The following is a 22,909-nucleotide window of genomic DNA, read 5'->3' on the forward strand; positions in this document are numbered from 1 at the left end:
GGATCAATGAAATGGCAATATGTAAAAATATGTTGCGGCGTGAGCGGGCCGCGTTGGCGCTCGTCGTCGCGTCTGGCGGTCAGTCGATGCGGCGGCGGCGATGGCGGGAGTGAGAGGGCCGGAAGGTGGTCGCCGTGCGCCAGCCGAGCCACGGCTTGCCAGGGGAGTGGCGAGGTTTCCCCCTGTTTTCGATCCTGTGTTAGGATAAACGGGTTTACCGTGACTGACTGCTGACTTGAATGGACGCTATGAACGACTTCGACCCCACCACGCTCTCCTCGCCTGCGGCTATCGGCCATAACCTGCGCCGTCGTCCGCTGGTGCGTAAGAAGCTGTCGGAGATGGTCGAGGAGGAGCTGGAGCAGATGATCCGCCGCCGCGAGTTTGGCGAGGGGGAGCAGTTGCCCTCCGAGCGTGAGCTGATGGCGTTCTTCAACGTTGGCCGCCCGTCGGTACGTGAGGCCCTGGCGGCCCTGAAGCGCAAGGGGTTGGTGCAGATCAACAACGGCGAGCGCGCCCGCATTTCGCGCCCTTCAGCCGATACCATCATCGGTGAGCTGTCCGGCATGGCCAAGGACTTTCTCTCCCATCCGGGGGGCATCGCCCATTTCGAACAGCTGCGCCTGTTCTTCGAGTCGAGCCTGGTGCGCTATGCGGCCGAACACGCGACGGATGCGCAGATCGCGCTGCTTGAGCAGACCTTGGCCCTCAATAGCCAGTCGCTGGATGACAACGCCCTATTTATCCGCTCCGACGTCGATTTCCACCGGGTACTGGCCGGGATCCCCGGTAATCCGATCTTCATGGCGATCCATGTCGCCCTGCTTGATTGGCTGCTGGCGGCGCGTCCTGCGGTCGCCGATGCCGATCTGTATGAGCATAATAATACAAGTTATCAACAGCATATCGAAATTTTCAACGCCATCCGCCGCCATGACCCCGACCAGGCCGATCGCGCGTTGCAGACGCATCTCAACAGTGTCTTCGCCAGCTGGCACACCCTGAGCGCACAGTCGTCATCCGACGAATAGTGACGATCCTAACGATCATTTAGTGAACTAGATCGCACAATGGTGCTGCGGTCGTGGTCTGTCGATTATTTAACCTGGTATAACAGGTATACAGGTATGTAGTTAGACAATATTACACCATCGACAGAGGTCATCATGGCAAGAGCGTTAAGGGGCGTAATGCCCGCATTGTTAACACCGTTCGACCATCAACAGCGGCTGGATACCGAGAGTCTGCGCCGTCTGGTGCGGTTTAACATCGCACAGGGTATCGATGGGCTGTATGTCGGTGGCTCCACCGGCGAGGCCTTCATGCAGAGCCGGGAAGAGCGTGAGCAGGTGCTGGAGATCGTCGCCGATGAGGCGCAGGGGAAGGTGACCCTGCTCGCCCACGTCGGCGCGATCAGCACGGCGGAGAGCCAGCAGTTGGCCCAGGCGGCGCGGCGCTACGGTTTTGACGCCGTCTCGGCGGTCACCCCGTTCTACTACCCCTTTAGCTTCGCCGAACACTGCGACCACTACCGCGCGATCATCGAGGCGGCCGACGGCTTACCGATGGTGGTGTACAACATTCCGGCGTTGAGCGGCGTGAAGCTGACGCTCGACCAGATCAACACTCTGGTCACCCTGCCGGGTGTCGGGGCGCTGAAGCAAACCTCCGGTGATCTGTATCAGATGGAACAGATCCGCCGCGCCCATCCCGACCTGGTGCTCTACAACGGCTATGATGAGATCTTCGCCAGCGGCCTGCTGGCCGGGGCCGACGGCGGCATCGGTAGCACCTATAACATCATGGGATGGCGCTATCAGGCGATTGCCCGGGCGCTGCAAGCGGGTGACGTGCCGACGGCGCGCTCGCTGCAGAGCGAGTGTAACCAGGTGATCGATCTGCTGATCAAGGCCGGGGTATTCCGCGGGTTGAAGATGGTGCTGCACTATATGGATGTCCTCTCCGTCCCGCTGTGCCGCAGGCCGTTTACCCCGGTCGAGGCGTGCTACTTGCCGGCGCTGAAGGCCTTGGCTGAGCAACTGATGGCCGAGCGGGCGCGTTAATGGCCTAACCTCCATGCGGGAGGCGTGACGCCGTTCTGGCCACACAACGTTAGGAACCCAGGCCGGCGGTCCGCGCCTCCCTGCGCATAACAATGAAAAACAGAGCGTCGGGAGAGTGACATGAGTACGACAACCCAGAACATCCCGTGGTATCGCCATCTCAATCGGGCACAGTGGAGAGCCTTTTCCGCCGCCTGGTTGGGGTACCTGCTTGATGGTTTTGACTTTGTTTTAATTGCCCTGGTGTTGACCGATGTCCAGGCTGAATTCGGACTGACAACGGTACAGGCGGCCAGCCTGATCTCCGCTGCCTTTATTTCCCGCTGGTTCGGTGGACTGATGCTGGGCGCCATGGGCGACCGCTACGGCCGTCGTCTGGCGATGGTCTCCAGTATTATCCTCTTCTCCGTCGGGACGTTAGCCTGCGGCCTGGCGCCGGGCTACACCACCATGTTTATCGCCCGCCTGGTCATTGGCATGGGGATGGCGGGGGAATATGGCTCCAGCGCCACCTATGTCATCGAGAGCTGGCCTAGGCAGCTGCGTAACAAAGCCAGCGGCTTCCTGATCTCCGGTTTCTCCGTCGGTGCGGTGGTGGCGGCCCAAGTCTATAGCTTGGTGGTGCCCACCTGGGGCTGGCGTGCGCTGTTTTTCATCGGCATCCTGCCGATCATCTTCGCCCTTTGGCTGCGTAAAAACATTCCTGAAGCTCATGACTGGAAAGAGAAGCATGCCGGTAAGGCGCCGGTCCGTACTATGGTGGATATCCTCTATCGTGGCGAACATCGGCTGATTAACATGCTGATGACGGCGGTCGCCGCCATCGCGCTGTGGTTCTGCTTCGCTGGCGACTTACAGAATGCGGCCATCGTGGCGATCCTGGGGCTGCTGTGCGCCGCTATCTTCATCAGTTTTATGGTACAGAGCAGTGGCAAACGTTGGCCTACCGGGGTGATGTTGATGGTGGTGGTGCTGTTTGCCTTCCTCTACTCCTGGCCGATCCAGGCGCTGTTGCCCACCTATCTGAAAACCGAGCTGAACTATAGCCCGGCCATCGTGGCGCAGGTTCTGTTCTTCAGTGGCTTCGGCGCGGCGGTTGGCTGCTGTGTCGGCGGTTTTCTCGGTGACTGGCTGGGTAGCCGTAAGGCATATGCCTACAGCCTGCTGGCCTCACAATTACTGATTATCCCGGTGTTTTCCATCGGCGGGACGCAGGTTTGGGTACTGGGTATCCTGTTGTTCTTCCAGCAGATGTTGGGGCAAGGTATCTCAGGGATCCTGCCAAAGCTGATCGGCGGTTACTTCGATACCGATCAACGGGCGGCCGGTCTGGGCTTTACCTACAACGTCGGGGCACTCGGGGGCGCATTGGCACCGATCCTCGGGGCGCTGATCGCCCAGCGTCTGGATCTCGGTACCGCCTTGTGTTCCCTCTCTTTTAGCCTGACCTTCGTGGTGATCCTGCTGATCGGTCTCGACATGCCCTCGCGGGTACAGCGTTGGCTGCGTCCTGAGGCACTGCGCACGCACGACGCTATCGACGGCAAGCCTTTCAGCGGCGCGGTTCCCTTCGGTCGCTACAAGGGCAACGTAGCGAAGAGTAAAGGGTAAGTGGCGTCATCGGCCCGGCAGCACGCCGGGCCTCATTGTTAGGGGCGAGTAGGGACATTACGTATGTCATTTCTTGAACAGGGTTTTGGACATCACTCCGCGCTAAGCGGGGTAGCACGATGAATACGTTAGCGATCGATATCGGCGGGACGAAGCTGGCCTGCGCCTTGGTGGGGGCGGATCGACAGATCCGTGAGCGACGAGAGCTGCCGACACCGGCCAGCCAGACGCCGGATGCGCTACGCGCCGCGCTCCAGACGCTGGTGGCGCCGTTGCAGCGCCAGGCGTCCCGCGTCGCCATCGCCTCCACCGGCATCATTCATCAGGGGATACTGTTGGCGATCAACCCCAGCAATTTGGGCGGATTGCTGCGCTTCCCCCTGGTCGAGACCCTACGTGAGCTGACGGGGTTACCGACATTGGCGCTAAACGATGCCCAGGCCGCGGCCTGGGCGGAATATCAGCCCTTGGCGGCGCAGGTGCGCGACATGCTGTTTATTACCGTCTCCACCGGTGTCGGCGGCGGTATGGTGCGTGATGGGCATCTGGTGCAGGGGCCCGGCGGGCTGGCGGGCCACATCGGCCATACCCTGGCCGATCCTCAGGGGCCGCGCTGTGGCTGTGGCCGGGTGGGCTGTGTCGAGGCGATCGCCTCAGGACGCGGGATCGCGGCGGCGGCACGCGGGGCGTTGGCCGGCTGTGATGCCAAGGCGATCTTCGCCCAGGCGGCGGCCGGGAATGTGCAGGCGTGTCAGTTGCGCCAGCGCTCGGCGCGCTGTCTGGCGCGGCTGATCGCTGATATCAAGGCGGTGACGGATTGTCAGTGCGTGGTGATCGGCGGCAGCGTTGGGTTGGCCGCGGGCTATTTGCAGCAGGTGGCCCAGTATTTAGCGGAAGAACCGGCGCCATATCAGGTGGCGTTACGCGCGGCGTATTATCGCCACGATGCGGGATTATTGGGCGCAGCATGGCTGGCGCAAGGAGAGTGACGATGATGTTGGGCGATGTGCAGGAGCTGAATGGGGCCGGGCTGCACCCGCAGCTACAGTCGGCGTTGTCCCGAGCTTTGGCGGCGACGCCAGCGGATAAGGCGCCGGGGCGCTATGCGTTGGATGGCGACGATATCTTTATGAATGTCATGCAGCTGACCACGCAGTCTCCGCAGGAGAAGGCGGCGGAGTTGCATGCGGACTATATCGATATTCAGCTGCTGTTGCGCGGAGAGGAGCGCATTTTCTACGGGGGGGCCGGTACGGCGCGCGTCTGCGAGGCGTGGCATGAGGAGGAGGATTATCAGCTATGCCAGCAGATTGCTCATGAACAGCGTGTCACGCTGTATCCCGGGATGTTTGCCATCTTTATGCCGGGCGAGCCGCATAAGCCGGGCTGCCGGGTGGGGGAGGCGCAGGCCATCGCCAAGGTGGTGATCAAGGTTCGTGCCCGCCTGCTGACCGCCTAAGCCGGGCCGCCGTAGGCGGCCGGTTGTCCGACCGAGCGTGCTACGCTTAGTGGATCAGGAGCTGCACGACGTCCATGATCTCCTGCTGCGCCAGCGCGACGCGTTCGGGGGTCGGATCCAGGATTAGCTCATCGGCATAGCCATTGATCAGGGCGATGATTTGGCGCGCGCTACGCGAGGTGTCGGCAATGTTAAACTCGCCCACCTGCACGCCGCACAGCAGGAGGTTCTCCAAGGAACGATGCCAGGCGGTGATGATTTGGCTGTAGCTGGCGGCAAACCGTGGATCGCACAGCGAGGCGTTCCAGGCATCCAGGTAGATACGCCAGGAGGCGTCTTGGCGGGCGGGCAGGTTATCGTGAATAAATACGCTGAGTGCCTCGCTGGGCGTCAGGGGCGCCAGACAACGCTCCAGTTCGGCGATCTCATGGTGAAAGAAATGCTCCACCGCACAGATGGATAGGGCGTTCCAGTCCTTGAAATAGTGGTAGACATGACTGCGCGCCAGCCCCGCTTTTTCGGCGACGTCGCGCGTCGATACCGCCGCCATTCCCTTCTCCTTAAACAGGGCCAAGACCGTCTCGATAATCATGTTTTTTCGTTGTTCGGTGGATGGACGCGCCATGGTAACCTCGTTCGTCATACCTCTACGGAATGCCATGCTCTGCACGGCGTTGACGCGTATTATTACATGTCCGGCCGCGAAAACTAATGGTTTGCTATCGCTTGCGCCGCCCGTCAGCCGGAGAGCAGGGCGCCGTGGGCGGTGCGGCGAGGAGTGGCGGTCAAAAGGCCCGGGTCTTGGATTTAGCCAAGCCCTAATGTGGGGGAGAGGTCACTGGTCGCTATGAGCGAGAAGCGGAGGTTGACTCTTTTAACTTCCACCAAACTGATTACAGAAGGAATGACAATTCACCATGAGTGGCAGTCATTTCTGAAATCACACGGACTGGAGGGCAGTATGAGCCGGCGTGGTAACTGTTGGGCGTCAATGCCGTAGCCGAATCGTTCTTCAGTTCGTTGAAAAAATAGCGTATCAGAAAACACGGCTATAAAACTCGAGATCTGGCCTGGGCGGATATCTTTGGACTGCCCCCAAAACCGTAGACAAATTCTGTCCTCACGACGAGGCCCGTTCAAAGGCCTGCGGACTGACGCCGCCAAGGTGACTGTGGCGCCGGGCCCGGTTGTAGAACACTTCAATGTAATCGAAGATATCCGCCCGGGCCAGATCCCGGGTTTTGTATATTCTCTTCCTGATGCGTTCTTTTTTCAGTGAACTGAAGAACGATTCGGCCACCGCGTTATCCCAGCAGTTGCCACGCCGGCTCATGCTCGGTGCCAGGTTATTGGCCCGGCAGAAGCGCTGCCAGTCGTCACTGCCGTACTGACTACCTTGATCGCTATGTACGATGACCTCGCCGTCTGGTTTTCGGCGCCAGACCGCCATCATCAGCGCGTCGAGCGCCAGTTCGCGTGAGAGAGTGGGTTTCATCGACCAGCCGACCACATTACGGGCGAAGAGATCGATAACCACCGCCAGATACAGCCAGCCCTGCCAGGTGCGGATATAAGTAATATCGGTGACCCAGACCTGGTTGGCCCGGACAACGGTGAACTGCCGCTGCACGCGATTAGGAGCAACGACTGAAGGCCTGCCAACGATACGACGTGGAGCTTTATAGCCGCGCACAGCTTTAATCCGGTTCAGTTGCATAATCCGACCCACCCGGTTTTTACTGCAGGTTTCCCCGATTTCGTTCAGATCGCCATGAACCCGCCGATAACCGTATACGCCTCCGCTCAGGGAATATGAGTCGCGGATAAGCATCAGCAGGCGCTGGTTATCTTTATCACGCGCCGAGACAGGGTTATGCAGCCACGCATAGAACCCGGCCCGGGCGACATTCAGTACCCGACACATCGTCATCACACCCCATACAGTGCGGTGCTCATTGATAAAGCGGTACTTCAGTCGGGCTCCCTTGCAAAGTACCGCGCGGCCTTTTTCAGGATATCCCGTTCTTCTTCGGTGCGTTTTAGCTGCGCCCGGAGTTTCAGGATCTCGCTTTTAGCTTCCAGTAAATCCCGGGCATGCTGCTCGCTGTTATCGGGTTTGATGGCCCGTAACCATTTATAGAGGCTGTGCGCCGATACGCCCAGACGCTCAGATACTTCAGTAACGGAGTAACCGCGCTCGGTAATTTGACGAACGGCTTCTTCCTTAAATTCAGGTGTAAATCGTGGTGTGCCCATACGCTCTCCTATGCTCAAACTATAGGGCAAGATCGTCTACTGGGGTGGGGTCAGTCCACTTTCGATGGCGAGTTGTCCATGGATATTGGGGTCACCAGTGAAGTTGTCCGACCGCTTCAGTGAAAGAGCCCCATCAATGAGCGCCAGCCGTAATCCGTCATAAGATGGCTCCGACATTTTTACCCAAGTAAAATGGCTACCCGGGTAGCGTTGATTTCCGGTACCGGACGGATGATGGGAATCGGTTCCAAGAACCTCTGCCCAATTCAAATTCTTGCCAATGTAAAGCTGCGGTTTTGATTTAGCAAGGTCCGTTACTTCCATAGCAAAAACACATTTATTGTCAAGAACCTGCTCTAGTGTGTTGCCCGTACAGACCGTAAAAAGTCCGCTAGCCTGATCTACATGAGCAGGTATTGCAAGCCCTCCTGACCTAGCAATTTCGTCGATCACCTCAACTGCCGAGCATTCAGAGCAGCCATCGCTCTTTCCTTTGGTGGCGCGATACCTGACCGCACCAAGCAGTGAGTCGATATCAGAGGTTGTCTTGTCTTCTCCGAAAATGGCCAGAATATGGATATTCCCCTGAACAGTAAGCTCAACGCCAGGGAATAAGTAGAGTGGTCGATAATCCTCATGACTCTCAGATGCCAGTTCCTTGAGTGCCTGCTTGAGCGGATCAATCCAGGCGCCTGAATTATGGTCCGTCACAGCAACACAATCGATGCCTTGTCGCATGTAGTTGAGCAGCCAATCTTTATGAGTGATCTGCATATACTGGGCCTGATTAGGGCCTTTTCCATAATCGTCCGATGCCGGAGTGTGATTATGGAAGTCGAATTTCCACCACCGAGAACCAATCCAGTTCATTTGTACCGTTCCTGTTCTTTTTATTAGTGCGGCTGCGCGAGGTCGCTAACTTTGCAAACTAGATTACCTTGTAAGGTTAGAAAGTCCAACGTCCGCTGTTCGCTGTGAGTTCAAAACGGACGTGGATCACTTGCTGGATATGCACATCGTGCTCCAATGCGCATATCCCATTATGATTGACAACGTAATACGCCCTTATCAGAGATCGCAGATAGTTAAATTCAAGAAAGCAAGCTAGTCCTTCACCTTCATCGTGAAACCCCGCCAGTCCGGCAGTGAAAGCGCGCCCGTTGCCACTACCCCATCGTGATCGAGCATGCAGACACGACCAGGGTTCAGACTGACTACCTCACGGATATACGCCTGCTCCACACCACAGATCATAAACGCCAAGAGTGCCTTATCCCGCGCATATTGCTGATGGTGAGTCTTTTCACGCTGATACACCTCACTATTCAGATCCAGTATTAATCCGGCTTCATTAGCGTACCTGTGATAGTTCCGCGGTGATGAACAATTCTTGCGGTGCGTGCCATGCACACGTTCCAGCAATGACTCAAGCGCAGATTTCAATGGACCAATATAACGGTTCCACCAACGCAAAATCTTTAGCGCCTCTTTTTTGCTGTTACCGCACCACTTATACACTTTTGCCCCAAGGCCATCATTAACACCAATAGTCACACGCCCAATTCTGTAGGTAGTGGTATGGACCATCTGTTTGCACTGTTTACGGGTCAGTCCGGTATGTTCCATCATGGTTTTATATATCGATGACTTCACACGATAATCGACGTCATACTGTCTGAACAGATGGTTCAGACAGGCCAGATTGCACGCTTCGATGTCATAGTTGAGTAACCCGGTCCGAAATTTAGCTTTGAACTCATTGGGCAGATTCTGGAAAGCTTGATCATAATACCGCCCTCCAAACGTCAGACGATAATGATGGTCGTAAGTGACATATTGTCCCTCAATACGGCCATTGTAGAGATGGTTAAGGCTGCGTATTCCTGCGCGGTAATAGGTATCAGGCTCCCGGATACGTAATGCCTTTACTAGGTTGATGTGCATGTGTCCCCGCGTAACCTTGCCCAAGAACGCCTTTTCCCTTTGTTTTAGGTCAGTCTGACGTTTCTCAACATCTATCGCATGCCCGGGAGCTTTCCCATTCCCCTTAAGTAAAGTGGTGAAACTGACAGACTCACCGGTATCCGCGTCAACCAGATTTAACTTACCCCGGGCAGACTTACACACAGGCCTCCTGGGATTGAACTGCCATGCACTGGTTCTACGCTTTTTCGGGTCTTCACTCGCTTTCCCTTTACGAAACTCAATATCCGGCAGTGTCGGCAGGAAATCAGTCAGCGTGGACATAAAGCACTCCCCCTGGTAACTGATTTCACACTGTCCCAGGAGGCTGGCGTAACTGCTCCGGATATCTCGGACAGTGCATATAGTCCAGCCATCATCGTCTGTTTCCAGCCATATGTGGGCCAGGTGTTACCAACGGTGCGAAAGTGATCCATATCCGACGCCTGAAATTAGATCCAGGGGTTAATCTGCTCTCCTGATTCGGGAGAGCTTATGGTCACTTTTGAGACAGTTATGGAAATTAAAATCCTGCATAAGCAGGGTATGAGCAGTCGGGCGATCGCCAGGGAACTGGGTATCTCCCGTAACACCGTAAAGCGTTATCTGCGTGCGCAGTCTGAGCCGCCAAAATATACGCCGCGTCCCGCAACCGCTTCACTCCTGGATGAATACCGGGACTATATTCGGCAACGCATCGCCGATGCTCATCCTTATAAAATCCCTGCAACGGTCATCGCCCGCGAGATCACGGAGCAGGGTTATCGTGGTGGCATGACCATCCTGAGAGAGTTCATACGTTCACTTGCCATTCCTCAGGAACAGGAGCCTGTCGTGCGCTTCGAAACAGAGCCAGGACGACAGATGCAGGTTGACTGGGGCACCATGCGTAATGGCAAATCACCACTTCATGTGTTCGTTGCCGTTCTGGGGTTCAGCAGAATGCTGTATATCGAGTTCACTGACAATATGCGCTACGACACCCTGGAAGAATGCCACCGTAATGCGTTCAGCTTCTTCGGTGGCGTACCGCGTGAAGTGCTCTACGACAACATGAAAACGGTAGTGCTACAGCGCGATGCTTATCGGGCCGGGCAACACCGGTTCAACCCTTCACTGTGGCAGTTCGGCAAAGAGATGGGCTTCTCTCCACGGCTGTGCCGCCCCTTCAGAGCACAGACTAAAGGCAAGGTGGAGCGGATGGTGCAGTACACCCGCAACAGCTTCTACATCCCGCTAATGACTCGCCTGCGTCCGTTGGGGATCACCGTCGATGTTGAAACAGCCAACCGCTACGGCCTGCGCTGGTTGCACGATGTCGCTAACCAGCGCAGGCACGAAACAATACAGACCCGTCCCTGCGATCGCTGGATCGAAGAGCAGCAGTCCATGCTGGCTCTACCGACGGAGAAAAAACAGTATGACGTGCAGGTAGACGAAAGCCTGGTGACCTTCGACAGGCAGCCACTGCACCACCCGCTATCCATCTATGACACGTTCTGCAGAGGAGCCGCATGATGGTGGAACTGCAACATCAACGGCTGATGGTGCTTGCCGAACAGCTGCAACTGGACAGTCTGATCAGCGCAGCGCCAGCCCTGTCACAGCAGGCAGTGGAGCAGGAATGGAGTTACATGGACTTCCTGGAGCATCTGCTTCACGAAGAGAAACTGGCCCGACATCAGCGTAAACAGGCAATGTATACCCGGATGGCGGCCTTCCCGGCAGTGAAAACGTTCGAAGAATACGACTTTACCTTCGCCACCGGTGCGCCGCAGAAGCAGATCCAGTCGCTGCGTTCACTGAGCTTCATAGAGCGCAACGAAAACATCGTGTTGCTGGGGCCATCCGGCGTGGGGAAAACGCATCTGGCAATAGCAATGGGCTACGAAGCGGTACGGGCGGGTATCAAGGTTCGCTTCACTACGGCGGCGGATCTCTTGCTTCAGCTGTCCACGGCACAACGCCAGGGGCGCTATAAAACAACGCTTCACCGTGGCGTGATGGCACCAAAGCTGCTCATCATCGATGAAATAGGCTACCTGCCGTTCAGCCAGGAAGAAGCCAAGCTGTTCTTCCAGGTCATCGCCAAACGTTATGAAAAGAGCGCGATGATCCTGACCTCCAACCTGCCGTTCGGGCAGTGGGATCAGACGTTCGCCGGTGATGCGGCGCTAACATCCGCGATGCTGGACCGGATCTTACACCACTCACACGTTGTTCAAATAAAAGGAGAGAGTTATCGACTGAAACAGAAACGAAAGGCCGGGGTTATCGCTGAAGCTAATCCTGAGTAAAACGGTGGATCAATATTAGACCGTCGGTGGAGATGTAAGTGGATCACTTTTTACCCGTCGTTGACATCTACTTCAATGCCCAGATAACGGACTGTGCTTTCCAGTTTCTTATGGTCTAACAAAAGTTGAATCACCGGGAGATGCTTAGTTTTCTTGTAGATCAGGTAAGGTTTTGTTCTTCTCATGGAATGTGTGCTGTAAAGCGAATCTTCGAGACCAAGTATTGCTACCCACTCATGAAAAATTCGGTTGTATTTCCGGGTTGATATGTGCTGGTTAGTACCGACCCGAGATCTGAACAAGAAGTCTTTACTGTGAAATTGCCAAGCTTTATCAATGCAGTAACAGCTTCTCTTGTCCCTTTGGTTATCTCAAATTGGACAGGGCTGCCTGTTTTCTGTTGTAGCACCGTAGCTCTGCTTGAAACAGAGCAACCATATGCAACATCAGATACTTTGAGTTTTACCAGCTCACAGCCTCTTAACTTACTGTCCAAGGCCATATTGAACAGAGTCAAATTGCGCGTTTTACCTTCCAGTTCAAGCCTGATTCGAATCCCCAAGATACGAGATATCTGAAGTGGTCTTTTTTGGCCAATGATACGCTCCTTGTTCCACGGTAACGTGTTCATATTCAAATCTCCTGCAATGTGGGAAATTTGAGTATGGTTGTCCCTGATGAGCTAGGAGCTGACGGTATCCGCCACATTCAGCTCTTAAAATATTGATAATTAATAGATAAGAGCAATTTTATTGGATGAACTGTATGAATATATAATCCACCAAAGATATTTTTAATTTTGCGGGAAAACTATGTACTACTTCGCTTACGGATCTAATATGTCAACTTCTCGATTACGAGAAAGAGTCCCCAGTGCAGAGGCTCTTGGATGCTTCGCGCTAGGAGGACACGACTTAAGGTTTCACAAGCCTAGCAAGGACGGTTCTGGAAAATGTGATGCATATTTAACCAAAAACGCTGTCGACATCATTTACGGCGTTTTGTTCAAAATTGATCCAAAGGAAAAGCCAGCCTTAGATAAGGCAGAGGGGCTTGGATATGGTTACAATCAGAAAGAAATAACTGTTACAGCTTCTGATGGATCTTTAGTAACGGCAGTAACCTATGTGGCAACGAAAATAGACAATAACCAAAAACCCTATTCTTGGTATGTGAATCACGTATTAGTTGGTGCTAGGGAGGCCTCACTTCCACCACAATACATTGAAGAAAAAATAGCGTCAATTGAGTCAATCGAAGATAGCAATAAAGAAAGAGACATGAAGCAACGTGCTATACATAGCTAATCATAATTGTCACGGCAAGGGAATTCTGTTCGAGAGAAGCATAATGTCTGCTATGACCTGTGAGTTCAACGGGTCGATGCAACGCCATCCACTCAGTAAAATTGTGTAATCTCAGTGAGCAGGAGAACCTTCAGTATGCTCTAGTTTCTCACTCACATCTGCTCATGCTTTAACTATGTACAATGTAGATAAACTCTTATGTTGATTTATCGCCATGATCACATTTCCGACAGCAAAATTTTGTATATAACCTTACTAGCTGAGATAGTATAGACATAATTACATATGAAGCAGTACCTTAGGGAACACAGAAGGCCGTAACTTGAAAAAAATAAAATTAATTGCACATGATTTTATAGTCATTAAGATGATGGCAATCATATAAGTAATAATAAGGGTTGATAAATGATCAAATTCACAGAAAAGGAAATACAAAATCACATATGGGAAAATAGGAACAATTTCTCCGACCTGCTTATTGAACCTGCAGGTCTTGAGATAATTGAATTCAGCGAAGATCTCTCTAATGTAACAGCACAACTGCTAATAAAAAACAGAATAAATAGTAAACTATCCAATCTTCACTCTAAGCTTTATGGACTGGAATTTATCGGCTGTGAAGTTCCTTTAGAACAAAATTCAAACTCAACAATTAGAGCCGATTTTTTGGCTATATTCTGTGATGATACTGGGCTTGCTGTCATAGAGCTTAAAAAAAGTGAACAAACTGAAAGGCAAGCATTCACTGAATTGTTAGCATATTCAAACCATATGACAACATTATTTCCATCCATGACGAAAAATGACAGTGTGTATATTTTAATATCACCAATGGAAACCAGAATAGCACGTGATGCTGGTTTCCAAAGTTTAATATTTGACAATAGGGATATCATTGCTTTAATTCCAACATTCTCTGATCCTCTTAATATCACATCTCTTAAACTTGAATTATGGATTCCTGATCAAACAGAGTTAGCGACCTTCTCAAATATTGCATTCAGGGAAGATAATTTTAGTGTCTGTAAATTATCCTGGGAATATGACGCAGAGCGATGGGATGCAGCTAAAGGAGAAGAACTTTTACATTCATTTGTTAGTCAATTTGATAACATTTCCTGCCTTGCAGCTCAGTATATGGAAGAATCTGGAGTTCATGGTTTTGCTTATTGTTCTCAGTTATGGCCTGAATTATCTCAGGTATTACCTTTTACGAATTCATTAGTACTGGTTGGCATGAATCCTTATGCTGTCGGGAGCGTCCAGCATTTATCCACAGAATACGATAACTATGATGATATTCCAGACCCAAATGCTTACACTCCTCACATATCTGAACTAATTGGTAAGCTAGGTGAAGGAGAACTATATGAGGCTAATATTGATGTACTAAGTGGCTTGCATCGTATATGGAACTCTCAGTTATATCGTATAGGTAGGCAGGTAATTGAACTCACAACTAGAAATACAGATGGAAAATACGTCCACGTTGAATATGGGTTTATGAATTGGGAACTCTATCAAAGGTCACTACTTGAGGATGTTTTCTGTAAAAACTTCGCTATTAGGTCTACAGGTTTAATACGACATCTCTATACTGACATTCTTAAATTAGATTATGAATTTTGTAAAAATAACGGCTTGGAAAATCATCCTATTCATGGAGACATGCCATACTTAGGCGTCAATTTCCTTAAATCCCACCACCACTTTAGAAAGTTTATTTTGAGAATGTTCTATGCTGAAATGGATGCGTAATGAGATTTTTTAATTTATGTCTGTTGGCGAAAATTCATGGGTGAGGAAAGTAATAGTCAGTATTGAAAATGAAATTTTCAAAAAATGTAGACATAAAAAACATGATCCAAATTATTTTGGCGTTCATTTCATATGAAATAGCCATTCTAAAAATATATACAGGCATAGGTAGAATCTTCTCCTAATTTTGTAGTTATAAATTATCTTTACTGCATAATATATGGGGGTATTGTCGCTGGCTATTTACCGACTATCAAATCTCAATAACTCCTAGTAGTCCTGCAAGGTATAAACATACAAATCGGCCTGAAGATTACGGATAGTTTCCTAAGGTCCGCTTCTGGCACGCAACGGACAGGCTACGTGGTCATTGGGTCGGCTTTGAGCGAGGTGCGGAACTTGGCAATTATTTTCACAGCTGATAAAGGTATTGCTAACATCACGTATGTATTAATCAACGGGGAGCAGGCCAGAGGTGAAGGACAGTAAAAATATGTAAAACCTTTATTTTTCTTAGTGGAAAGATGAAAGTATAGGGCCCAAAATACGGAGAGATATATGAACGTATCAATGCCTTGGAGTTTAGCTGGACGCCTTTTAAAGTGGATATGGGGCAAAATTACTCGGTTATGGTTACTAAAGACCTATCAAAAATCTCACGAGTACAAAGCTAGTCGCCTTCGGTTAGGAGCGCGTTGGGAACCACTTGGTGAGCACCTGGAGTACTAGTTGCGGCTTTCTAGTCCTGCTGATCATGAAACGGTAAAATCCTGTATAGCTTTTCGGGCAAAAGAAATTCTGGTAGAGAATGTTAAACTTTATTTTGAAGCGTCTGGACACGGTATTCGTTACCAGCAAAGAATTGAGTTGGTAAATCTGGACCAATCTGTCCTGATTGTTTACTTAGATCAAATTCCTCGGCAGGAGCTTGTGGAGGCTTCTGAGCGCGGTATATTCTTTTCAATTACCGAAATGCAGTTCCTTCAATGCATCATTACGTTAGCCGGGGGTCAACAACAGCAACCCTTTGATTCAATAAGGTCCCACCTAATATATAACTGGTTGCTTAATGACAAATGGGTGCGACGTTGGGGAGAGTTATGGAACTGTAATGCCATTGAGCATGCGAAAACCGAAATGAAGTCTTACTGGCGTTGGCGATTGGGAGAATTTAAACATTTTTCCCTTTACAGTGCCGGGCTCGGGTCTTATCCCTAGAATGGAATATTACGCAAAAGCCTGTGCAAGCTTTTGATCAACAATCATATTATTGCATTACAGTTCTGGCTGGCGGTACATTCTGGGCGGTATGTTCTTGGAGATGGAAAACTGAAGCTTAATCAGCGACGAATTAGAAAAGTCAAGTCCAGCAAAGCTTCGAACCTTTGAGCTGAGTTACATTGTTCATTCCGAGTCCTAGGCGCTGGGGGACTGACAAAGATATTACCGTGAATAATAGCCTTCACTGCAGATACTGCCAGTCCTCCTGTAAGCACCTATGATGATTACATGGTGCTTTAACGCATCACTTTGTTCCAGTCGATTAGATGACCAGCAGCCTCGAGTTCACGAGAAAGAGATTGCTTCCATCCATTATTATCATCCATCGGTTCCCAAACAACACCGGCGAAATCACTGGGTATTTCTACTGCTCCTTTTTTAAGGGCGCAGACTTTATCCCGTCCAAGGTGACCAATAAAAAAACCTAACTCCAGAAGCACATTTTGGCGTGCTCTGGGTTCAAGCGTACCACCTTTTACACACCCTTCATCATCCGGGGTAAGTAGGACAACCGCAAATCCCACATTGCCGTATTCAATAACTTTCTCAATAACAGTTCGTCCCCGATTAGCCTGTTCATGCAATATAATTGCTTCCAGACCAAGGCGTTCCAGAAAGCGAGCCACTTTTTCACGGGAACCCTCATCGTGACCATGCACAATAAATACTTTCTTAGATAGAGGGGGAGTTAACATGGTCTGGGGAATTCCCTTCGATTGAATGTAGTTTTTGTAGTCCCGAATAAAGGGAATGATTAACTGACCGGTGAGCGCATGGATATTGCTGATGATTTTTTTACCAGAATAGAAAAAATTAATACTGAAGTGGACGGCATAGCTAGGATCTGCACCTAATTTCCAGATTAAAAGTAGTGTTAGGCCTAGCTCTTTTCTGGGATCTTCTGGCCAGTCAAGAGTTGCACTTCCGACCATTGAACTCGCAGATTGTGCACTCTTTTCAAGAAAACTCTCTAAGTCAAGATCTGCAACTAAGTCTTTATTGTAAGGCTCAAGATCAGGATGTTTTAGAAGTTGAGCAAGCTTTTTTAAAGGACGTTCATAGGTTTGTGCCTGTGAAGCCTGTAAGTCCAGAACGACATTATTAATATCTGCAAATATATCTTTTGACATCAATTTTCCTCGTTATTTTTAATTCTGAACTCTGTAGCTTTTTGGATCAAATTTTCACGATATGCTTGCTTCATTTGCTCGGCCAATGGACCAATAATCGAATTGGATGAGTATTGAGAGACACGTTCGTCAACTATTTGATTTATTTTTTGAATTGCATTTTCAATACTGGCTGGATCTTGGGGGTCAAAATGTACAGTACCTAAATTTCCATCCAACCCACTCAGTGCCAACTGGGCCACTTTCAACTCTTTTTGTAGTTTGTCTAAACCGGTAATTTTTAACATGGTTGCAACCTACTGTTTTATTGATAATTTAGAGGTATTGAAGATTATACCTCGGCCTGGAAGATTATTCACACTGGAGTGGTCGATAAAATTTATTCACGACATAAGAAATTTCTAGAACAGTTGGAAGTCCCCTCTGGCGCAAAGCTGCTATGTTGATGTGATCTGCTCCCCTTAAACGAATGCAGCATGATGTTAGGAACTTCCGCTCTTGGCACAAAAGTGGACCCTGAGGAATGAGTTCTATCCTCGTGGTTCACTAAGTGCAGCAAGTTCTACTCGAATCCTGCTACCCATTTGTCCAACATATCAGCCCATTCCTGCATCATCACTTTACGCTCATCAAGATAAGTCGCATGGTTGTATGTGCGACGAACATTGTTGGTGTCAGCATGAGCAAGTTGGGCCTCAATAGCATCAGGTCGATAGCCCATCTCGTTTAAGCGGGTACTTCCTGTGGTTCTGGTTGCATGTGGGCTATAAGTACCGCTCCAGCCGAGGCTTTTAAGTAGTTGACGCAGAGAGTGTGATGTCATTGGACCTAGCGGATTATCCCTGCCTGGAAAAAGGTGCTGTCGATGCCCGGTTAATCCCTGTAGCGTTCTGAGCATGTTGACGGCTTGGGAGGGGAGGGGAATAACATGTTCTCTGCGGGCTTTCATCCGCGCTGCCGGAATGGTCCACAGGGCGTTATCAAGATCGAACTCTGTCCATTCAGCTTCGGTGGCTTCTGCAGGACGCGCTAATGTCCACCACATGAGCCACATGCAATAGTTAACCTGGTATGAGCCACGACTGTTATCAAAACAGCTTAATAGCTTCCCGATTTGTTGTGGGTTTAATGCCTGTTTGTGCTGTGTCTTATTCGCCGGAATCGCCTTACGCACTGGCCAGACAGGATCGCTATCTGCTCTGAGCGTCGCCACCGCCAGTTCAAAAACGGATGAAATGGTGCGGCGGGCTTCAGCGGCAACGGTCGGAGCGCCACGCTTAGCCGTTTCCTGAAGAATTTTAAGAATGTGATGTGGAGTGATCTCTCTGACTGGGAGCTTACCGATTGCAGGGAAAACCACTCGTTCGAGCATATCCAGTCGCCGCGTTTTGGTAATTTCGGCCCAGTCTTTCATCTGCAACCACTCTTTAGCGATCAGCTCAAAGGTGTTGGATGCGTCGTTGACCTTGCGGATCTTATCTAACTGGCGAGCCTGTGTCGGGCTAACTCCATCCGCGACCTGCTTTCGCGCTTGCTCGCATTTCTCGCGGGCTTCGGCAAGTTTGACCGTCGGGTACTCACCTAGCGCAAACATACTGGATTTACCGTTGAGTTTAAATCGATAACGCCATGCCTTTTTGCCATTAGGTTTCACTTCGAGGTAGAGACCATTGAAATCATTGAGCCGATAGAGTTTTTCTTTCGGCTTGGCAGTGCGGCATTGCGTATCGGTGAGCATAACGGGGCCTTGTGTATTTATTATACCGTTATTGTACTCACTTAAAATGAAGATGGAAGAATATTGTACTCATCCATGTACTCATTTTTAATAGCGTTGTTACGAGATGAATTGAGACAGTATGAAATGAAAAATCCACGCAATTGCGTGGATTTTATAGAGTTTTATCGATGTCATGAGATCCAGCGAAACCTCATGAGACGACAAATTTTAATTAGACGTTAAACAGGAAGTTCATGATATCGCCATCTTTGACGATATAGTCCTTACCTTCAGAACGCATTTTACCGGCTTCCTTGGCGCCCTGTTCACCCTTATAGGTGATGAAGTCGTCAAAGGCGATGGTCTGGGCGCGGATAAAGCCTTTCTCAAAGTCAGTATGGATTTTACCGGCGGCCTGCGGGGCGGTAGCGCCGACGGGAATAGTCCAGGCGCGCACCTCTTTTACCCCAGCGGTGAAGTAGGTCTGCAGGTTCAGCAGCGTGTAGCCAGCGCGGATCACGCGGTTCAGCCCCGGCTCTTCCAGACCCAGCTCGGCCATGAACTCGTCGCGATCGGCGTCGTCCAGCTCGGCGATGTCGGCCTCAACGGCGGCACATACCGGAACCACAACGGAGCCCTCTGCGTCGGCGATGGCGCGCACCTGATCCAGGAACGGGTTGTTCTCAAAGCCATCTTCGTTGACGTTGGCAATATACATGGTCGGTTTTAGGGTCAGGAAGCTCAGGTATTTGATGGCCCCTTTCTCTTCGTCGCTGAGATCCAGCGCGCGCAGCATGCCGGCCTGCTCCAGGTGCGGCAGGCATTTTTCCAGCGCGGAGAGCTCCAGCTTGGCGTCTTTGTCGCCGCCTTTGGCTTTCTTCTGCACGCGGTGAATCGCACGCTCACAGGTATCCAGATCCGCCAGCGCCAGCTCGGTGTTGATCACCTCGATGTCTTCCGCCGGGTTTACGCGGCCGGAAACGTGCACGATATTGTCGTTTTCAAAGCAGCGAACCACGTGGCCGATGGCTTCGGTTTCACGGATGTTGGTCAGGAACTGGTTACCCAGGCCTTCCCCTTTAGAGGCGCCCTTTACCAGGCCGGCAATGTCGACAAACTCCATGGTGGTCGGCAGGGTGCGCTGGGGTTTCACGATCTCGGCCAGCTGATCCAGACGCGGATCCGGCATCGGTACTACGCCGGTGTTCGGCTCAATGGTACAGAACGGGAAGTTGGCTGCTTCGATTCCCGCTTTGGTCAGCGCATTGAACAGCGTGGATTTACCGACGTTGGGAAGCCCGACGATACCGCATTTAAAACCCATGTTTAATCACCTTAACTCATTGAATTTTTAGCGATTTATAGATTAACCGCCAAAGAAACAGGAAAATATCGCCCGATTATACACGCAACGCGTCATTTTCTCGACTTATCCGTAGGGCGCGTGTGGCGGACGGCGTTACTGCGTCGCGTTTAGCGGACGCTGGCCTTGAAACCGTTGAGGCGATTCATCGCCCTATCCATGCCTTCCTGCATCAGCAGATCGGTGCAGCGCAGCGCCTCGTCGATGGCTTCATCGATCAGAGGCTGCTCGCTGGCCAGCGGTTTACCCAGGACAAAGCCGACGACCTTACTTTTGTCGCCGGGGTGGCCAATGCCGATGCGCAGGCGATGAAAGTTGGGGTTGTTGCCCAGCTTGCTTTGAATATCCTTCAGGCCGTTATGGCCGCCGTTACCGCCGCCAAGCTTCAGTTTGGCGACGCCCGGCGGCAGATCCAGCTCATCGTGTGCGACCAGAATTTCATCTGGGGCGATGCGGTAAAATCCGGCCAGGGCGGAAACGGCTTTGCCGCTCAGGTTCATAAAGGTGGTCGGCACCAGCAGGCGCAGGTCATGGCCTGCTAGGCTGAGGCGGGCGGTATAGCCAAAAAATTTGCTCTCTTCTTTCAGGGACTGGCCGTGGCGTTCGGCGAGGGCGTCAACGAACCAGGCGCCGGCGTTATGGCGGGTCTGGGCGTATTCAGCGCCAGGGTTAGCCAGGCCGACAATCAGTTTAATCGTCATCTGTGCATTCAGTCTTTATGTGATAGGCGCGGGCAGTGCCGCGGCAGATAGTAGGCAAAGCGCCAAAGCGTAATTAGACCATAATTTGACGCCGCTCACTACCCTGTCGGCGTCCGCAGGGGGGAGACGAGCGGCGGCATTTTCCCGTTTTTCGGCGGCGCGCGGCGCGGTGTCTCCGGGAGTATCGCATCGGGAATGTAAAATCTGTGTGATTTGTCAAGATAAAATGTGAGCTGTAACCAAGCAGATGAATATCAAGGGGCTATACTATCACTAACGGGATAGATGAGCGCTCTTAATGAGTCGCTGGCTATACATCAGTAGATTTGACTGATACGGGGGAGGTGACCAATGAAACGTAAAGGCGCGGAGCTGCTTGGTAACGTTCTAATGGGGCTGGGGCTCATTACCATGGTCGGTGGTGTGGGCTACTCTGTGCTGTCCCAGTTACCCCAACTGGATTTACCCCACTACTTTTCTCACGGCGCCGTCATGAGCATCTTTATCGGTGCGCTGTTATGGCTGGTCGGTGCGCGCGTTGGCGGTCGTGAACGCGTCGCTGACCGCTATTGGTGGGTACGCCACTACGATAAACGCTGTACCCGTAAAACGCGTGAACGTCATCCTTAAAACAACGACGTGTCATTAACGTTTGAACGCCGCCGGGAGGGCGGCGTTTTTTATGGGCGCGCGTCGGAGCCGTGCGGCAGCAGCTGGACGTCAAACTCGGGGTACTGCTGAGATCCGAGGTAGCGGATGACGACGATCCCCTGATCATAGCCGGCGCTGGTTAGGTTGTTGCTCAGATCGCGCGGCTGGCGTGACAGGTGAATTTGGTAGCGCCCGTCCGCCTGACGAACAATCTCTTGCCCGGTCAGGTAGGTTTTGGCCACTCGATAGTCTGGAGTTATATAGTAAGGCGTATAGAAAACGACGGAGATATAGGTTGCATCCCGGGGCAGGGTACCGCTGATGCGGATCACGCTGTCGTCATGGGGAAGCGCGGCGTAAAAGCCGTCGTAGCGGTTATCCGTGGTGGGGTATAGCGCGTCGGACAGGCTGCGATCGACCTCGACCTCTTGGCTGCTGTTGCGTACCCGACTCATCTTGGCGGAAAGATCCAGCGAGCTGAGCACCAGGCTACGGTAGAAGCTGGCCGCCAGGGCGCTGCGGTGCGGCGCATCGGCGATGGGCGGCGCGGGGTGCCCCGTCAGGCGGCGAATACGGTAGCGTGCGGGGCGCTGCACCTTTTGCTGTCCGCTGTGATAATACTCACGCACGATGACCATATAGTCATCCGGTGTGGTGACGATCGCCTCTTGCCCCGGCGGGGGCGTCGTCGGCGTCAGGCGCAGGCTAAAGTTTCCCTGTCGGTCGATCGGCATATCTTTGGTTGACCGGTTCTGCTGCGCCCGGGCAACGTTACGGCCATCGCGCATGGCGTAGACCTGAAAACCCACATAGTCGGCTGCGCCGACGTTGCCGCTGATGACATAGTCGCTGCGGCTGTCAAACAGGGCGGAGTTGTAGGTTGTCCAGGGGTTGTCACCGGCGACCTTCCGGGTTCCGCTCATCCAGTTGACAAAGTAAGGGGTTGCCTCCGCCGCCTGGCGTAGAAAGATCGCGCTGGAAAGCGAGGCGGCGCTGTGCAAGAACTGCTGGGTGGCGGCGTCGTACGGCTGACCGAGCTGCATACGCTGGTTAAAGCGGTCGACCTGTCGAGCCATCTCGGCCTGGGGCAGCGGGCTGGCAAACAGGGGGGCGCAAAGCACCGTGGTTGATAGGGTAAACAGGGTGGCGCGTAATACGCTGTGCATGATGGCATCCGTTGCAGGCCGTGGCGTCGGCGATGAAAGAAGCCTATCACAGGGGGCGGGACGGCGACGGGGATGTCGGCGCGGCGTATAGGGATGGTTTAACGTTGGCGCCGGTCTCTTGAGGGAGGGCGACGTGCGGTGGGCCCTACCCAGCCCACCGCGCGACAGAAACGAAAAACGGCGG

Annotated in this window: 21 protein-coding genes and 1 pseudogene; 11 read left to right on the forward strand and 11 right to left on the reverse strand. The window is 52.1% G+C overall.

Features of this window, described 5'->3' with window-relative positions; genetic code table 11:
* Positions 1-239 precede the first annotated feature (239 nt).
* From nanR to nanQ, 5 genes are all read left to right on the forward strand, one after another.
* Positions 240-1,031 carry a transcriptional regulator NanR gene (gene nanR / locus L1P05_RS06740; RefSeq protein ID WP_034168371.1) on the forward strand — a complete coding sequence of 264 codons (792 nt, stop codon included), beginning with the start codon at positions 240-242 and terminating at the stop codon, positions 1,029-1,031.
* A gap of 135 nt (positions 1,032-1,166) precedes the next feature.
* Positions 1,167-2,063 (forward strand): N-acetylneuraminate lyase, encoded by an 897-nt coding sequence (gene nanA, locus L1P05_RS06745; protein ID WP_034168370.1) that lies wholly within the window; start codon positions 1,167-1,169, stop codon positions 2,061-2,063.
* A gap of 120 nt (positions 2,064-2,183) precedes the next feature.
* Positions 2,184-3,674, forward strand: a complete 1,491-nt coding sequence (locus L1P05_RS06750) for an MFS transporter (protein WP_012848238.1) — start codon at positions 2,184-2,186, stop codon at positions 3,672-3,674.
* Positions 3,675-3,793: 119 nt separating this feature from the next.
* Positions 3,794-4,663: an N-acetylmannosamine kinase gene (nanK, locus tag L1P05_RS06755; RefSeq protein WP_012848239.1), complete on the forward strand. Its 870-nt coding sequence runs from the start codon at positions 3,794-3,796 to the stop codon at positions 4,661-4,663.
* A 2-nt stretch (positions 4,664-4,665) separates the two neighbouring features.
* Positions 4,666-5,133, forward strand: coding sequence for an N-acetylneuraminate anomerase (gene nanQ, locus L1P05_RS06760; RefSeq protein WP_012848240.1), 468 nt, complete (start codon positions 4,666-4,668; stop codon positions 5,131-5,133).
* Between the two features lie 46 nt (positions 5,134-5,179).
* Here nanQ and L1P05_RS06765 read toward each other — a convergent pair whose 3' ends face one another.
* From L1P05_RS06765 to L1P05_RS06780, 4 genes are all read right to left on the reverse strand, one after another.
* Entirely contained in the window at positions 5,180-5,758 is a 579-nt protein-coding gene (locus L1P05_RS06765) for a TetR/AcrR family transcriptional regulator (protein ID WP_012848241.1), read from the reverse strand.
* Between the two features lie 495 nt (positions 5,759-6,253).
* Positions 6,254-7,389 (reverse strand): IS3 family transposase gene (locus L1P05_RS06770; protein WP_202944265.1). Its coding sequence is split into 2 segments (ribosomal slippage): positions 6,254-7,143 and positions 7,143-7,389, totalling 1,137 coding nucleotides; the frame shifts between segments, so codons are not numbered across the junction.
* Positions 7,390-7,425: 36 nt separating this feature from the next.
* On the reverse strand, positions 7,426-8,259 hold the full coding sequence (locus L1P05_RS06775) for a PHP domain-containing protein (protein WP_041692503.1): 834 nt from the start codon (positions 8,257-8,259) through the stop codon (positions 7,426-7,428).
* 234 nt (positions 8,260-8,493) lie between these two features.
* Positions 8,494-9,636 (reverse strand): hypothetical protein, encoded by a 1,143-nt coding sequence (locus tag L1P05_RS06780; protein WP_012848244.1) that lies wholly within the window; start codon positions 9,634-9,636, stop codon positions 8,494-8,496.
* Between the two features lie 210 nt (positions 9,637-9,846).
* On the opposite strand from L1P05_RS06780, the gene istA reads away from it, so the two are divergent.
* Complete coding sequence (gene istA, locus L1P05_RS06785; RefSeq protein WP_012846921.1) at positions 9,847-10,869, forward strand: IS21 family transposase; 1,023 nt, start codon at positions 9,847-9,849, stop codon at positions 10,867-10,869.
* Positions 10,866-11,648: an IS21-like element ISSen3 family helper ATPase IstB gene (gene istB / locus L1P05_RS06790; RefSeq protein ID WP_012846920.1), complete on the forward strand. Its 783-nt coding sequence runs from the start codon at positions 10,866-10,868 to the stop codon at positions 11,646-11,648. Before istA ends, istB begins: the two co-directional genes overlap by 4 nt.
* Before the next feature lie 50 nt (positions 11,649-11,698).
* On the opposite strand, the pseudogene L1P05_RS06795 reads toward istB, so the two are convergent.
* Positions 11,699-12,279, reverse strand: a pseudogene (locus L1P05_RS06795) (tyrosine-type recombinase/integrase).
* Between the two features lie 208 nt (positions 12,280-12,487).
* Here L1P05_RS06795 and L1P05_RS06800 point away from each other — a divergent pair.
* From L1P05_RS06800 to L1P05_RS06810, 3 genes are all read left to right on the forward strand, one after another.
* Positions 12,488-12,955, forward strand: a complete 468-nt coding sequence (locus L1P05_RS06800; protein WP_231295887.1) for a gamma-glutamylcyclotransferase — start codon at positions 12,488-12,490, stop codon at positions 12,953-12,955.
* A gap of 405 nt (positions 12,956-13,360) precedes the next feature.
* Positions 13,361-14,713, forward strand: coding sequence for a hypothetical protein (locus L1P05_RS06805; protein ID WP_012848247.1), 1,353 nt, complete (start codon positions 13,361-13,363; stop codon positions 14,711-14,713).
* A gap of 729 nt (positions 14,714-15,442) precedes the next feature.
* Positions 15,443-15,931 (forward strand): hypothetical protein, encoded by a 489-nt coding sequence (locus L1P05_RS06810; protein ID WP_109963485.1) that lies wholly within the window; start codon positions 15,443-15,445, stop codon positions 15,929-15,931.
* Positions 15,932-16,230: 299 nt separating this feature from the next.
* On the opposite strand, the gene L1P05_RS06815 is transcribed toward L1P05_RS06810, so the two are convergent.
* The 5 genes from L1P05_RS06815 to pth form a co-directional block, all read right to left on the reverse strand.
* Positions 16,231-17,124, reverse strand: a complete 894-nt coding sequence (locus L1P05_RS06815) for a TIR domain-containing protein (protein WP_012848249.1) — start codon at positions 17,122-17,124, stop codon at positions 16,231-16,233.
* On the reverse strand, positions 17,124-17,411 hold the full coding sequence (locus L1P05_RS06820; protein WP_012848250.1) for a hypothetical protein: 288 nt from the start codon (positions 17,409-17,411) through the stop codon (positions 17,124-17,126). Before L1P05_RS06820 ends, L1P05_RS06815 begins: the two co-directional genes overlap by 1 nt.
* A gap of 275 nt (positions 17,412-17,686) precedes the next feature.
* A complete protein-coding gene (locus L1P05_RS06825) occupies positions 17,687-18,862 on the reverse strand; it encodes a tyrosine-type recombinase/integrase (RefSeq protein WP_012848251.1) in 1,176 nt (391 codons plus the stop codon).
* A 214-nt stretch (positions 18,863-19,076) separates the two neighbouring features.
* Positions 19,077-20,168: a redox-regulated ATPase YchF gene (ychF, locus tag L1P05_RS06830; protein ID WP_012848252.1), complete on the reverse strand. Its 1,092-nt coding sequence runs from the start codon at positions 20,166-20,168 to the stop codon at positions 19,077-19,079.
* 149 nt (positions 20,169-20,317) lie between these two features.
* On the reverse strand, positions 20,318-20,908 hold the full coding sequence (gene pth / locus L1P05_RS06835) for an aminoacyl-tRNA hydrolase (RefSeq protein WP_012848253.1): 591 nt from the start codon (positions 20,906-20,908) through the stop codon (positions 20,318-20,320).
* Positions 20,909-21,259: 351 nt separating this feature from the next.
* Here pth and ychH point away from each other — a divergent pair, with 351 nt between their 5' ends.
* On the forward strand, positions 21,260-21,538 hold the full coding sequence (ychH, locus tag L1P05_RS06840) for a stress-induced protein YchH (protein ID WP_012848254.1): 279 nt from the start codon (positions 21,260-21,262) through the stop codon (positions 21,536-21,538).
* 50 nt (positions 21,539-21,588) lie between these two features.
* Here ychH and L1P05_RS06845 read toward each other — a convergent pair whose 3' ends face one another.
* Positions 21,589-22,725 (reverse strand): DUF1214 domain-containing protein, encoded by a 1,137-nt coding sequence (locus L1P05_RS06845; RefSeq protein WP_012848255.1) that lies wholly within the window; start codon positions 22,723-22,725, stop codon positions 21,589-21,591.
* Between the last annotated feature and the right edge of the window lie 184 nt (positions 22,726-22,909).

The organism is Edwardsiella piscicida (assembly GCF_021733145.1).
Lineage (GTDB): Bacteria > Pseudomonadota > Gammaproteobacteria > Enterobacterales > Enterobacteriaceae > Edwardsiella > Edwardsiella piscicida.